Origin of the sequence: Jatrophihabitans sp. (assembly GCF_036388195.1) — a bacterium.
In the GTDB taxonomy this organism is placed as follows: domain Bacteria; phylum Actinomycetota; class Actinomycetes; order Mycobacteriales; family Jatrophihabitantaceae; genus Jatrophihabitans_A.
The window spans coordinates 1-12,897 of record NZ_DASVSG010000085.1; the positions used below are offsets into that span (position 1 = coordinate 1).

The following is a 12,897-nucleotide window of genomic DNA, read 5'->3' on the forward strand; positions in this document are numbered from 1 at the left end:
CGCGGCGGGCCGAGGCGCTCGCCGAGGTGGCCCCGGCCACCGGCCGGGTGCCCCGGCTGGTCACCTCCGAGGCCGCCGAGGCGCAGGCGTTCCTGGACGACGCCCTGGCCCACGGCCACGAGGGTGTGGTCGCCAAGTCACCCACCGCCCCGTACGAGGCCGGCCGGCGCGGCGCCGGCTGGTTGAAGGTCAAGCCGGTGCACACCCTCGACCTCGTGGTGCTGGCCGTGGAATGGGGCTCTGGCCGCCGGCGGGGCACCCTCTCCAACATCCACCTCGGCGCCAGGGATGAGCGGACCGGTGGCTTCGTCATGCTGGGCAAGACCTTCAAGGGCATGACCGACGCCATGCTCGACTGGCAGACCCGCCGGTTCACCGAACTGGCCGACGGCCCGACCAACGGCTACGTCGTACGGGTGCGTCCCGAGCAGGTCGTAGAGATCGCGTTCGACGGCGTGCAGCGCTCCTCCCGCTATCCCGGTGGGGTGGCGCTGCGCTTCGCGCGGGTGCTGCGCTACCGGGACGACAAGACCGCCGCCGAAGCCGACACCATCGACACGGTCCGGGCCTTCGCCACCGCGGCCGGGGTCGACACCGCGGCCGACCGCCCGGACTGACCGCTACCAGGCAGCACAGCGTTGCCGCAGCGGGCCGACCTGATCGAGCCCTGCCACGATCAGGTCGTCAGAGGCGCGTACAGCTATCCGATCGCCAGCCGCGGCAGGTCGGTCTCCGGATCCCAGCGCAGCGGCACCACGGCGAACTGACGTGCCGCCGACGGCGCGTTGCGGAAGTGGTAGCACAGGTACGCGACGCCGTCGCTGGTGATCACGCTGCAGTGGCCCGGCCCGAACAGGCCGGCCGCGGGGTCGGGCCCCAGCAGGCTGTCCTCCGGCGACGGGCTCAGATCCAGCCACTGCTGGCCGGCCGGGTCCTGGGCTGCCACCCCGATCCCGTAGAAGTCGGCGAAGTTGCCACCGCTGTAGAGCACCACCTCGCGGCCGTGCGGCGCCGTGATCGCCGCGGGTCCCTCGATCGTGGACCAGCGCACCGTCTCCGACCGGTCCCACCGCACTCCGGGGATGTGCTTCCACGGCATCGACCGGTTGGCGTCGTAGAGCTGCCATTCCGCCTGCGGCCGGGCGATCACCGAAGGCTCGGACTCCAGGCGTCGCAGATCCGGGCTGATCCTCGCCCGGACGATGCCGGTGCCGTACGGCTCGTCGGTGACGAAGTCGACCGCGAAGTACAGCCAGTGGCTGCCATCGGCCGAGCGGTGCACGTCGGGATCGATCGCGAAGTCCAGGTCCGGCGTCAGCACCTCACCGGAGTCGGCGAACGGGCCGGCCGGTGAGGTGCTGTCTGCCCGCCGCAGCCGGTGCTCCTGGTGTCCTTCGGTCTCCCCGGCGCCCTTGGCCCGGGAGTAGAGCATCACCCAGGGCCGCTCCAGACCGGGCACGTACCGGACGCAGGGCGCCCAGCACCACCGGTCCACACCGATGCCGGGGTAGCTGTCCCCGACTCGCTGCCACCCGGCCGGGTCCAGCAGGCTGTTGGACCCGTACACCGGAAAGCCGGTCCCGGAGACGTAGACGTAGAACCGGAACGGCTGCTGCGAGCGCTGGTCGGCCGGCACCTCGACCAGGAACGGGTCGCCCTGGTCGACGTCCGGCTCCGGAACCAGGGCCACGCCCAAGGCTGCCATCGAGGTCACGTGATGCTCTCCGATCAAAGGGACGCCGAGCGACCCGGTCAGGCCTCGAGCGATGGTAGCGAGGGCGTCCGACGCGCCGGGACGCTAGTTCCCCGCCGTAGCGAACCGTCCGGCCAACTCGTTGTCCACCAGCGAGAAGGCGGACGCGATCGCCATGTGCATGTCGAGGTACTTGTAGGTCCCCAGCCGGCCGCCGAAGTAGACGTCCGGCTCCGCCGCGGCGCGGTCGCGGTAGCGGGCCAGCACCGCCCGGTCCCGCTCGGTGTTCACCGGGTAGTACGGCTCATCGGCGCGCCCGGCCTGCCGGGAGTACTCGCGGACGATGACGGTGCGGTCCTCGGGGTAGTGCGCCCGCTCCGGGTGGAAGTGGCGGAACTCGTGGATCCGGGTCCACGGCACGTCCGAATCGGCGTAGTTCATCACCGGCGTGCCCTGGAAGTCCCCGACGTCGAGCACCTCCTGTTCGAAGTCCAGCGTCCGCCAGCCCAACTCGCCTTCGGCGTAGTCGAAGTACCGGTCGAGCGGGCCGGTGTAGACGATCGGGACACCGGCCGGGATCCGGGAGCGGAGGTCGAAGAAATCGGTGCTCAGCCGCACGGTGATGTTGCGGTGATCGGCCATCCGCTCGAGCCAGGCGGTGTAACCGTCGGTGGGCAGGCCCTCGTACTTGTCGTTGAAGTAACGGTTGTCGAAGGTGTAGCGCACCGGCAACCGGCTGATCACGTCGGCCGGCAGCTCACGCGGATCGGTTTGCCATTGCTTTTCGGTGTAACCGCGCACGAAGGCTTCGTACAGCGGCCGCCCGATCGAGGCGATGGCCTTGCGCTCCAGGTTGTCCGGGACCTCGTCGCCGACCTCCGCCGCCTGCTGGCGGATCAGCTGCCTCGCCTGGGACGGGCTGAAGTGCGCGCCGAAGTACTCGCAGATCGTCGCCAGGTTGATAGGCATCGGATACACCCGGCTCTTGCTCACGGTGAAGACCCGGTGCTGATAGCCGGTGAAGGTGGTGAAGCGGTTGACGTAGTCCCACACCCGCTCGTTCGAGGTGTGGAACAGGTGCGCTCCGTACCGGTGCACCTCGATGCCGGTGCTGGGCTCGATCTCGGAATAGGCGTTGCCGCCGAGGTGATCGCGGATCTCCAGCACCAGCACCCGCTTGCCGTGCTGTTCGGCGATCCGCTCGGCCACCGTCAGGCCGAAGAAACCCGATCCCACCACGATGAGATCGGCGGCGCGCAGCTCCTCGGTGGTTACGGTCGCGGTCACGGGTTCAACTCCTGTGCGGTCTGGCAGGGCGCGGGCACCCGGCAGGCCGGACACCGGCCCTGGTCGTCACCCTGAATCGGATGTATCCGCAGGGCATTGAAGATCCTGCTCAACAACGGTGCTCGCAGGAACGGTGTGGCGGAGGACACCGCTGCCTCGGCGAGGACGGGAACCCCCGATCCGGTAAGGCGAAGCGAGCCCAGCGCGGCATCCTGCAGGCCATGGCTCGCCGCGATGACACCCTGCCGGTGGGCCTGCTCGAGCTCGTGGGTGAGGGTCGTCGGCGCCGCGGTCACACCGTCACCTCCTCTTCCACTTCGCGGTACTCGGACGCGCTGGGGCGCTCATCGAGCAACCGGCTCATCGCGGTCGCGATGTAGTTCCATTCCTGACGGCCCTGAATCGGCTTCGCCTTGCGGTCCCGGTCGGAAAGCTCGTGGGTGACCACTTCACGGCAGGCTGCAGCGAACTCGTCGCCGTCATCGGCCAGGTGCACCACATCGGCGTAGTCGGCCACCACATCGGGCACCCGGGTGGAGACCACCGGAAGCCCGGCGGCGAGGTACTCCAACGTCTTGGTAGGACTGATCGCCCGGGTGGCCTCGTTGAGCGCGAAGGGCATCAGGGCGACATCGAAGCCGGCCATAACCTGCGGCAACTGCCGGTAGGGCACCATTCCGACATAGTCGATGTTGCTGGCCTGAGGCAGGCTGGACTCCTCGATCTTGGTGACCGGCCCGACCATCCGCACCGTCCAGTCAGGCAGCGCCGCGGCCAGCTGCGCGATGAGATCCAGATCCACCCGCTCGTCGATCACCCCTACGTAGCCGGCGACCTTGGAGCTGCGCTCGCGGCGCAGCTCTCGGGAGGCCGCGTAGTGCTCCTGCTCGACTCCACTGGGGAACAGGTACACCGCATGCCTGCGCTGGCCGAGGATGCCGCGGTGCAGCGAACGCCCGCCGGTGAACACCACGTCGGCCACGCTCAGCAACTGCCGCTGGCGCAACCGGAGCCCCTCGGGCGCGTGTCGGAAGGATGACAGGTCATCCATCACGTCATAGATCAGCCTGCCGGCATCCAGGCCCTTGCCGATGTCGTAGGCCATCGGGGTGTACAGCCAGAGGTCTGGCGACGATCCGCAGCCCTGCTCGGCGAGCAACTCGGCGAGCAGCGCCGGGTAGTTGGCGGCGCGCGGGTCATTGAAGCTGATGGATCCGGTCGGATCGTTCGGCCCCGTCACCTCCAGCCATACCCGGGTGATGCCGTCCTGCTGCTCTGACCGGATCTGTGGCTGCTGGACATCGGCGGCGATCGGCTCCTCCACGAACCAGGTCCGGGCGCCCGCCTTGGCCCGCTGCAGCGCGAACCGCGAGACCAGGTGCTGTGGACGCTGCCAGACCCAGGTCCAGCGCAGGTGGGACAGCACTACAAGGTCGGGTTGAGACCGACGGTCATTCATCTTCAAACCTCCATGGAAAACGGCGGAACGGCGACGGCGGCGCTCGCGAGTTCATCGGGCGGGTCCTGCCACGGCCAGTGCCGCAAGGTGGGTTGTAAACCGGCTAAGAGGACATCGCATGGGGGCTGGAACCGGTAGGCAGGCAGGGCCTCGGCGCCGGAGCCGATGACCACCTTCTCCCATGCGCCGGTGAAATCGGTTCGTTCACGGGCCTTGGTGACGGGATCGATGCTGAGAACGCCAACCGGGTCGACGCGTCCGGCGGTGCGCGCCAGCAACGAGTCCCAGTCACAGGAGTCCACCTGGGGGAACCAGCAGAAACCGTGCAGCGGCAGGCCCCGCTCCAGCGCGAGGTCGTACTGCTCGACCATGTAGCGCAGCCAGGAGATCCGGTCCGAGGGCAAGCCGCGCAGGTTCGTCTCGGTCAGCATCAGCGGCAGGCCGTACCGGGTGAAGTACTGCTCGGCGATCGCGGCGAAACCGATCGGCTGCGGCGACGGCGCGTAGGCGCCGCTCTCGTCGTAGTACCACTCGGAGTGGCAGTAGTAGTCCAGTCCCACGACATCGACCCGCCGTGGCGGCAGCTCCAGCAGCGGGCCGCCACCGGCCCGCACGAACTCGGCGACGAACGGCCGGTCCGGGTCCAGGTCGTGACCCAGCATCAGATCCAGGAAGATATGCCGTCGATCATTGGTGAACTGGACGTAGTCCTGGCACGCCTGGCTGCCGGCATGGTGCTCGGCGGTGTCGACCCAGACGTGGTGGGCGTCGGGAAGCAGCTCCGCCCAGCATTCGGCGGCCTGGTTGATGGCCGGCAGCACCGAGCGGGCGAGCCGCACGAACCCGCTCATGCCGCGGTCATATGGAGGCCACAATCCCTCGTGCCCGGCCAGATGAAGCGTGGCGAACGGCTCGTTGAACAGCGTGTACGCGGGCAGCCACGGGTACCGCACGGCCACCGCCTCGGCGTAGCGCACCAGCGCCGGCGCGAAGCCGGGGTCACGGAAGCCGTCACGCAACCAGTCCGGATAGCTGGTGTGGTGCACCAGATCGACGATCGGCACGGCGCCGGCCGCACGCAGGTAGTCGAGCACCCGGTCGGTCTCCGACCAGTCGTAACGGCCGGGTTCGGGCTCGATCTGCTGCCAGCGCAGCGGGTAACGCAGGTGCCGTACCCCGGCTGCCAGGAGGTCGTCGAGATCGGTGCGCCAGAGCTGGGAATGCCCGGTGACCTCGATCAGGTCGGTCCGGTAACCCGGGAGATAGGTGCTTTCATAACCTGCCACCACGGTCCTGCCCACGGCAGGCAGCGGAGAGAGGTCGGTGGTTCTGGAGACAGCTGGGTACACGCGGGAGCCCCTTAGGAAGCACTCAGTCGGTCAACAGGTGCTTGGCTTCAACGCGCTGCCAGGTAGGGCAGCGGAACGGGCTGCTGTTCCAGCTAGGAGTCATGATACCTTGCCGGTCGCACGCTTTGCCACAATGGTGGCCAGCGCGTAGATCACCGGCGCCTGACCCGGCCTCGATCAGGCGCTCCAGCGCGGTGGCCTCGCGCGGGCGGAACTGTCTGCAGCGACGGTCAGCCGGGGTGGCTACGCTTCCCGCGCCGGCTCCTCATCCGCCCGGTCCGGGGCCTGGGAGGAGTCGTGCCTGGTCCCCTCCGGGTCCTCGGTGCGCGCGTCGGAGTCCTCCAGGATGATCTCGGCCTGCCGGTGCGGGTCATCGCTGCCGGCTGCCAACTCCTCTGGACCGAGATGTGCTCGTGCTTCAACGCGGCTTTCGTCCGGATGCTCAACCATGGCGTCAGATTACCGGGCGGCCGGGACCGGCACTGGCGCGCGTGTGCTGATCCGCGCCGGGCCCCTTGGGCATCGGTGGGCCGGTTTCTGAGCCGGCTGGCTCGTCTCCGCTACCAGCGGGACGGGCCGCTGATCTCGCGGACCGCGGGCCGGACGTCGGCCAGGTACACGGAGCTGACGATGATGCCGATGTAGGCCAGCAGGTTGGTGACATCCTGCAGCAGGGCGACCGGGGCGACCGCCACCGCGGTCAGCAGGATCCAGGTCGGCTTGGTCAGCTTGCCGGCAGCGGGAAAAGCTGGCGCCTTGCGGGTGATGCAGTCGACCAACGCCCAGAGCTGTAAGGCCAGCACTCCCAGGAACAGCACCAGAAGCAGGCCGTTCTCGATGTTGTTGATGGTCTGCACAGCACCAGCCTAATCCACAAATGAGCTGTGCCCCGGCCCGAACGGATTCAGGGCCGGGGCACAACATCTAGGCAGGCGCGGCTGATCGCCGCGACCGGGGGTCAGGCCTTGGTGGCCGGAGCCTTCCGGGCCTGGGCGGTCGTCTTGGCCGCCGCTGCCTTGCGCGAGCTGCTGGTGGCCTTGGCCGCGGCCTTGCGCGGGCTGCTGGTGGCCTTGGCTGCCGTCTTACGCGGGCTGCTGGTGACCTTGTCCGCCGCCTTGCGCGGGCTGCTGGTGGCCTTGTCCGCCGCCTTGCGCGGGCTGCTGGTCGCCTTGGCTGCGGCCTTGCCCGCGTCGTCCGCGGTGGCCTTGGCGGCGCGGCCGGTCGAGCGCGTCGTCGCGGCGCTCCGGGCAGTGCCGTTGCGGGAGGCGGACGCGGCCCGGGTGCCGGCAGCACGCCGCCGAGCGGTGCTCGTACGGCTCGGCTGGGTAGCGGGCTCCAGATCAGCGGCCTTGATCGTGTCGACGGCGGAGTCCAGGTAGGGAACCACCTCGGAGCGAACCGAGCCCAGCACCGGCGCCAGCCGCGCCTGGAGCGTCGAGGATGCCTCGTCCAGGTCACCGAGCACACGGGTGACCCGCGGATCGTTGCGCAGCTCGGCCAGCCGGGCCTCGCCGCGGGTGGCGAGCTTGCCGAAGGCCTGCTTGGCGTTGCTGAGGTAGACGGTGGTGATGCTGGCGGCGGTGACCGACAGCATCGGCAGCGCCTTGACCGAGTCCACGCCGGTGTCCAGCCGGTCCCGCAGCTCGGTGATCCGGGTCAGCGCGTCGTCCTGGGTCTTGCTGATCAGCGACCTGCCGGTGCCCTGCATCCTGGCGACGTTCTCGGCGGCGTCGGCGGGCAGCGTCTCGACCCGCTTGCCGAGCATCTCAGCCTGCTTGCCGAGCAGCTCGGCCTGCTTGGTCACGGTGGCGGCCACCAGGTCGGCGACACCGAGGGCGGCGAACACCGTCTTCGGCCCGTCGGCGGCAAGCCGCTGGTTGGCGGTGCTCACCGCGGTCCCGGCCTGGCTCAGCACGTTCTTGCCCTGCTCCAGCGCCAGGTCGGCGTAGGCACGGACGTCAGTGGCGATCGACATAGGGGTAACTCCTTCTCAAGATGCCGCGTCGGCGGCGTTCGGCCGTGCTGCGGCAGGCGTCGGGTCGAGGCCGGCTGCGCGATTCTCACGGCGGAAAGATTCATAGATCTCGACGAGGACGTTCTTCTGGCGCTCGGTCAGGCCCTGGTCGGCGAGGATGGCCGGGATCAGCTCCGACCCACCCGGCCGGTCCTCCAGGATCCCGGCCCGCACGTAGAGCTGCTCGGCGGAGATGCGCAGGCCCTTGGCGATCTGCTGCAGGATCTCCGCGCTCGGCTTGCGCAGCCCGCGCTCGACCTGGGACAGGTAGGGGTTGGAGACCCCGGCGAGCTTGGAGAGCTGGCGCAGCGACACCTGGGCCTGCTGGCGCTGCTCGCGGATGAAGTCGCCGATGGTGCCGACGCCGATCAGCGGCGCCTTGGCGGCTGTCTCCTTGATCCCGTCCACGTTCACGTTCTCCACCCTGCCGGGTGGTGCTAGCTATTGCAAGCGGGCTGCTAGCAGTTGTGGGCAGGCTCATAGTCGAGCCTGCGGAGCGGTCCGCGCTAGTGTCGGCTTGGCTGAACGCACAGCCCCTTTCGAGCACACGGGCCGGCGTCCTGCGCGCCCGGGTAAGGCCGAGCATGCTGAGTTGGCAGATGAATCGCACCCTCGAAGACCTGGTGGGCCGGATCGAGCGGACCACCGCGCTGGATCCGGCCGCGGACCGGCTTGCCGACCTGGCGTCCAAGCGGCTGAACCGATCCACCGCGCTGCGCAACCTGCTCAGCGGCACGGCCGTCGGACATCCGCTGCATCCGATCCTGGTGGGGGTGCCGCTCGGCTCCTGGCTGGCTGCCAGCTACCTGGACCTGGCCGGCGGCAAGGCCGGCCGGGCGCCGGCCCGGAAGCTGGTCGGACTGGGTGTCGCGTCGGCGATCCCGGCAGCGATGGCCGGCGTCAACGATTGGGCCGACACCATGCACGCCGAACGCCGGGTGGGCTTCGTGCATGCGCTGGGCAACGATGTCGCGGTGGTGCTCTACACCGGCAGCTGGCTGGCCCGGCGCCGGCAGCGGCACGCGCTGGGGGTCGCGCTGGCAGCCTCCGGAGCGGTGCTTCTGGGCGTCACCGGCTGGCTGGGCGGCCACCTGAGCTACGCCCGCGGCGTAGGCGTGGACACCACCGCCTTCGATCACGCCTCCGAGGACTGGACCGACGTGCTGCCCGAGGCCGACCTGGTCGACGACCAGCCCACCCTGGTCTATGACGACAAGCTGCCGGTGCTGCTGGTGCGGACCGGTGGCCAGCTCTACGCCATCGCCGACCGGTGCACCCACCGCGGCGGCCCGCTGCACGAGGGCGAGTTCAGCGACGGCTGCATCGTCTGCCCGTGGCACGACAGCAAGTTCCGGGTCAGCGACGGGCAGGTGCTGGCCGGGCCGGCCACCCGCAGCCAGCGCGCCTACGAGGTCCGGACCCGCTACGGCTCGATCCAGCTGCGGCACCGCGACGAGCCCGCCTCGTTGCGGACCGAACCGATCAGCTGAGCGCCGGCATGGCGGTCCGGGCGGCCAGGTCGTCGGGTACAGCGGGCCGGGCGGCGGGTGCAGCCCGGCCGTCCAGCTGGGCCTGCAACGCCTGGGCGTCATAGGGCGCGTGCACCTTGACGTCGTTGTCGAAGTAGACGAAGACGTCCAGGCCGGCGCCGGTCCAGGCCTGGATCCGATCGGCCCACACCGTGAGCTCGGCATCGCTGTAGCCGCTGACGTAGAGCTCCTGGGCGCCGTGCAGCCGGACGTAGACGAAGTCGGCGGTGACGTCGAAGAGCTGCGGCCAGCGCCCGGCCGTGTCGGCGACCACGAGGCCGACGCCGAGCTCGCGCAGCAACTCGGCGAAGGCCGGCGTCCGGTAGCTGTCGTGCCTGACCTCCAGCGCATGCCGCAGCGGCCGGTCCTGCAGCACCCCCGTCCAGGCGCGTCCGGCTATCCGCTCGTCGTGCCGGCGGGCCAGGTAGGCGGCCTCGCCGGTCGAGGCCGGCAGGCTGGTGAAGAAGTCGGTCAGCCGGTCGGCGTCGAAGGGCAGGTTCGGCGGCAGCTGCCACAGCAGCGGGCCCAGCTTGTCCTGCAGCGCCAGCACCCCGGAGCCGAAGAAGTTGGCCAGGGGCGTGTCGACGTCGCGCAGCTTCTTCATGTGGGTGATGAAGCGGCCGCCCTTGACCGAGAACACGAAGCCCGGCGGGGTCTCGGCCGCCCAGCGGTGATAGCTGCCGGGTCGCTGCAGCGAGTAGAACGAGCCGTTGATCTCGATCGAGGACAGCCGGGAGGCGGCGTAGGCGAGTTCCTGCCGCTGTGGCAGGCCCTTGGGATAGAAGTCGCCACGCCACGGCTGGTATATCCAACCGGAGATGCCCACCCAGGCGTTCATGCCTCTCAACCTAGGCGCACGGCTTGCAGGCCGCATATCGTTCGCCGGAGCGACCGGCGTCGGCGATGTGCGAGGCTGGGCAACCGCCGACGACGAAGGGAACCACACGTGGGACAAGCCAAGGACTCCGGTTCCGACCCTCGGGACGAGTCGGAAGCCGACAGGCTGGATCGCAACTACGGCGAGCTGCTGCAGGAGCTGCGGGTTGCCGAGACCGGCGTGCAGATCCTGTTCGCCTTCATGCTCTCGATCGCGTTCCAGCAACGCTTCCAGACACTCGACGATGTGCAGCGCACCATCTACGTGATCACCCTGCTGTTCTGCACGCTGTCCATCGCGCTGCTGGTCGCGCCGGTGGCCTTCCACCGGCTGACGTTCCGGCAGGGCCTGAAGGACGAGCTGGTACAGATCACCAACGCGCTGGCGCTGGCGGGCACCAGCTTCCTGCTGCTGGCCGTGCTCAGCGGCGTCCTGCTGATCTTCGACTACGTCGTCGGACGGGGCTTCGCCGTGACGGTGACCGCCGTGCTGGCCGTGCTGTTCATCAGCCTGTGGGTGGTGCTGCCGCTGTCGCGCCGTCGCGCCGAGCAGAACAGCTGAGCCCCTTCCGGGCTCGTGCGGCCGCTAGCGGTACGGACGGCGGGTGACGGCCGCATGCGCCATGTTGGTCAGCGTCACGATGTCGAACACCGGAACCGCGAGCAGCCGCTGGATGTCGCTGGCGAACGGCACCAGATCGGTGCACTCGAGGACCACTGCGCCGAGTGACTGGTCCCCGGCCAGCCGGGCGGCCACCGTCAGCACCTCGCCACGCATCCGCTCGACGTCCAGCTCGGCACGCCGGCCCTCCAGCATCACCTCGCGGAACTCCGGCTGATCCTCCATGCCGGCCACCTTGATCGGCACCGACTCGGCGCCGATCGCTGCCAGGTGCCGCGGGGTCAGCGAAGCCTGCTTGGCGGTCAGCACGCCCACGTGCTGGTCGGCGGCCATCATCCGGTGCACCATCGGCAGCTGGATCAGGCTGGAGGAGAACAGCGGCACGGTCACCGCGTCGGCCAGCTGCTCCTGGAACAGCACCAGGAACCCGCACCCGGTGGTGACGGCGGCCGCGCCACGCGCCTGCAGCTTCTGCGCGGCCTGCCGGAACGGCTCGATCAGGGTCGGGTCGGCCTGGGTCACCACCCGCTCGGCGGTGGCGCCCGCGACCACCTCGTAGATCACCGGGTAGTCGAAGGTGCTCGGGTTGCGGATGTGGCCCGGGATCTTGGTGAAGATGGTCTCCAGGCCGATCACCCCGATCGGCGGCTCGGTCGGCATGGACGCCGCTCCGCCGGTCACCGGACGCCGCCGGCAGCCGGGCTGGCGGAGTGTCCGGCGGGCCGGGGTTTGGCGCCCCGGGGCCGCAGCCAGGACGGCGGCGCGCTGTAGCGGTCGAGCCGGAACGGCGCGAGGTCCATCACCGGGGTGGCGCCGTCGAGCAGCTGGGCGACCAGCTGGCCGCCCACCGGGGTCAGTCCCATGCCGTTGTGGCCGTGGCCGGCCGCGACGGTGACGTTGTCATAGGCCGGCGCCCGTCCGATGAACGGCAGGCTGTCCGGGGTGCAGGGCCGCAACCCGGTCCACACCTGCAGCACCTCGGTACGGTCCAGCGCGGGCAGGTGCGCGTGCACCGTCCGCAGCACCCGCGCGACCCGCCGCCGGGAGACCGAGTTGTCCAGGCCGGCCAGCACCATGTCGCCTCCATAACGCAGTTGATCGGAGAACGGCCGCACCGCCACCGTCCCCTCCACCAGCAGCACCAGGCCGCGTGGCCCGTTGTCAGGCCTGCGCACCGTGATGGTGTAGCCCCGGACCGGTTGCAGCTGGAGGTCCAGGTCCAGCATCCGGGCCAGCGCCGCCGACCAGCTGCCCGCAGCCACCACGATCTCGCGCGGGCGGAACTCGCCGAGGTTGGTCCGCACGCCCACCGCCGTGCGCCCGGCCACCTCGAAACCCTCGACCGTGCAGTCCTCGACCAGGTGGACGCCCATCTCGGTCAGCGTCCGGGCCAGCGAGACCACGAAGCCGGGCACCCGCAGGAAGCCGCCGCCCTCGTTGTACAGCGCGCCTGCGATGTCGAACTCGGTGTCCGGCTCCAGCGTCCGCAGCTCCTCGGGCTCCAGGACCCGCAGCCGGATGCCGTTCGCGACCGCCTGGGGCAGCGCCCGGCGGGCCCGGTCGAAGGCCTCCGCGGTCTTGTAGGCCTGCACCACCCCGGTCGGGATGAAGTCCGGATGCGGCTGGTCGCTGACCCGCAGCTGGTGCAGGATCTCCAGGCTGCGCCGCTTGAACTCCATCATCGAGGCGGCGCTGCGTTGCACCTGGTCGGCGTTGCCCGCCAGGTGCAGCTGGCGGATCCACTCCAGGCGCCGGCGGTCCACGGTCGGTGGCAGGGCCAGCCGGTCGTCCGGACGCAGCATCGAGACCAGCCCGTTGCGCAGCACGCCCGGACCGGCCAGCGGAACCCCGCCGTTGGCCACGAACCCGGTGTTGCCGGAGGAGCAGGAGACCGGATCGCCCACCGCGTTGCGGTCCAGCACGGTGACGGTATGGCCCGCGAGCCGTAGGAAGTACGCGCACCACAGCCCGGCGACGCCACCACCGATCACCAGCACGTCCGGTTCGCGGGACGCGTCGGACGTGCTGGCGGTGCTGGACGTGCTGGCCCGTGGCCGGTCTGGCATGG

The 12,897-nt window shown here is 69.9% G+C and carries 14 protein-coding genes and 1 pseudogene; 3 read left to right on the top strand and 12 right to left on the bottom strand.

The features are described from left to right. A pseudogene (locus tag VF612_RS08745) lies at nucleotides 1–617 on the top strand (ATP-dependent DNA ligase); the annotation flags it as partial. A gap of 83 nt (nucleotides 618–700) precedes the next feature. Here the strand turns inward: VF612_RS08745 and VF612_RS08750 are convergent. From VF612_RS08750 to VF612_RS08790, 9 genes are all read right to left on the bottom strand, one after another. Then, entirely contained in the window at nucleotides 701–1,705 is a 1,005-nt protein-coding gene (locus VF612_RS08750; protein WP_408659470.1) for a family 43 glycosylhydrolase, read from the bottom strand. Nucleotides 1,706–1,798: 93 nt separating this feature from the next. Next, the gene (gene glf / locus VF612_RS08755) at nucleotides 1,799–2,980 is read right to left on the bottom strand and encodes a UDP-galactopyranose mutase (RefSeq protein ID WP_408659471.1); all 1,182 of its coding nucleotides are present in this window, start codon (nucleotides 2,978–2,980) and stop codon (nucleotides 1,799–1,801) included. Next, complete coding sequence (locus VF612_RS08760; RefSeq protein ID WP_408659472.1) at nucleotides 2,977–3,276, bottom strand: hypothetical protein; 300 nt, start codon at nucleotides 3,274–3,276, stop codon at nucleotides 2,977–2,979. The genes glf and VF612_RS08760 overlap by 4 nt, the downstream gene beginning before the upstream one ends. Further along, on the bottom strand, nucleotides 3,273–4,439 hold the full coding sequence (locus VF612_RS08765; protein ID WP_408659473.1) for a glycosyltransferase: 1,167 nt from the start codon (nucleotides 4,437–4,439) through the stop codon (nucleotides 3,273–3,275). Before VF612_RS08765 ends, VF612_RS08760 begins: the two co-directional genes overlap by 4 nt. A 2-nt stretch (nucleotides 4,440–4,441) precedes the next feature. Further along, entirely contained in the window at nucleotides 4,442–5,725 is a 1,284-nt protein-coding gene (locus VF612_RS08770) for a family 1 glycosylhydrolase (protein ID WP_408659474.1), read from the bottom strand. 306 nt (nucleotides 5,726–6,031) lie between these two features. Then, nucleotides 6,032–6,178, bottom strand: coding sequence for a hypothetical protein (locus VF612_RS08775; RefSeq protein WP_408659475.1), 147 nt, complete (start codon nucleotides 6,176–6,178; stop codon nucleotides 6,032–6,034). Between the two features lie 170 nt (nucleotides 6,179–6,348). Then, nucleotides 6,349–6,645: a DUF2516 family protein gene (locus VF612_RS08780; protein WP_408653261.1), complete on the bottom strand. Its 297-nt coding sequence runs from the start codon at nucleotides 6,643–6,645 to the stop codon at nucleotides 6,349–6,351. Nucleotides 6,646–6,746: 101 nt separating this feature from the next. Further along, a complete protein-coding gene (locus VF612_RS08785; protein ID WP_408659476.1) occupies nucleotides 6,747–7,763 on the bottom strand; it encodes a hypothetical protein in 1,017 nt (338 codons plus the stop codon). Nucleotides 7,764–7,778: 15 nt separating this feature from the next. Beyond that, nucleotides 7,779–8,216 (bottom strand): helix-turn-helix domain-containing protein, encoded by a 438-nt coding sequence (locus VF612_RS08790; protein ID WP_408659477.1) that lies wholly within the window; start codon nucleotides 8,214–8,216, stop codon nucleotides 7,779–7,781. 185 nt (nucleotides 8,217–8,401) lie between these two features. Here VF612_RS08790 and VF612_RS08795 point away from each other — a divergent pair, with 185 nt between their 5' ends. Next, nucleotides 8,402–9,292, top strand: coding sequence for a Rieske 2Fe-2S domain-containing protein (locus VF612_RS08795; protein WP_408659478.1), 891 nt, complete (start codon nucleotides 8,402–8,404; stop codon nucleotides 9,290–9,292). On the opposite strand, the gene VF612_RS08800 is transcribed toward VF612_RS08795, so the two are convergent. After that, nucleotides 9,285–10,169, bottom strand: a complete 885-nt coding sequence (locus VF612_RS08800) for a DUF72 domain-containing protein (protein WP_408659479.1) — start codon at nucleotides 10,167–10,169, stop codon at nucleotides 9,285–9,287. The genes VF612_RS08795 and VF612_RS08800 overlap by 8 nt on opposite strands. Nucleotides 10,170–10,277: 108 nt before the next feature. Here VF612_RS08800 and VF612_RS08805 point away from each other — a divergent pair, with 108 nt between their 5' ends. Continuing rightward, nucleotides 10,278–10,769 carry a DUF6328 family protein gene (locus tag VF612_RS08805; RefSeq protein ID WP_408659480.1) on the top strand — a complete coding sequence of 164 codons (492 nt, stop codon included), beginning with the start codon at nucleotides 10,278–10,280 and terminating at the stop codon, nucleotides 10,767–10,769. Between the two features lie 24 nt (nucleotides 10,770–10,793). Here the strand turns inward: VF612_RS08805 and VF612_RS08810 are convergent, their stop codons facing one another. Both VF612_RS08810 and VF612_RS08815 read right to left on the bottom strand, forming a co-directional pair. After that, nucleotides 10,794–11,489 (bottom strand): aspartate/glutamate racemase family protein, encoded by a 696-nt coding sequence (locus VF612_RS08810; RefSeq protein WP_408659481.1) that lies wholly within the window; start codon nucleotides 11,487–11,489, stop codon nucleotides 10,794–10,796. 17 nt (nucleotides 11,490–11,506) lie between these two features. After that, nucleotides 11,507–12,895, bottom strand: coding sequence for an NAD(P)/FAD-dependent oxidoreductase (locus VF612_RS08815; protein ID WP_408659482.1), 1,389 nt, complete (start codon nucleotides 12,893–12,895; stop codon nucleotides 11,507–11,509). Nucleotides 12,896–12,897: the final 2 nt, after the last annotated feature.

Bases quoted from the DNA above. Each gene is read 5' to 3' on its own strand.
- VF612_RS08810 (WP_408659481.1), bottom strand. From the start codon at position 11,489: ATGCCGACCGAGCCGCCGATCGGGGTGATCGGCCTGGAGACCATCTTC.
- VF612_RS08750 (WP_408659470.1), bottom strand. From the start codon at position 1,705: ATGGCAGCCTTGGGCGTGGCCCTGGTTCCGGAGCCGGACGTCGACCAG.
- VF612_RS08785 (WP_408659476.1), bottom strand. From the start codon at position 7,763: ATGTCGATCGCCACTGACGTCCGTGCCTACGCCGACCTGGCGCTGGAG.
- VF612_RS08795 (WP_408659478.1), top strand. From the start codon at position 8,402: ATGAATCGCACCCTCGAAGACCTGGTGGGCCGGATCGAGCGGACCACC.
- VF612_RS08815 (WP_408659482.1), bottom strand. From the start codon at position 12,895: ATGCCAGACCGGCCACGGGCCAGCACGTCCAGCACCGCCAGCACGTCC.
- VF612_RS08765 (WP_408659473.1), bottom strand. From the start codon at position 4,439: ATGAATGACCGTCGGTCTCAACCCGACCTTGTAGTGCTGTCCCACCTG.
- VF612_RS08800 (WP_408659479.1), bottom strand. From the start codon at position 10,169: ATGAACGCCTGGGTGGGCATCTCCGGTTGGATATACCAGCCGTGGCGT.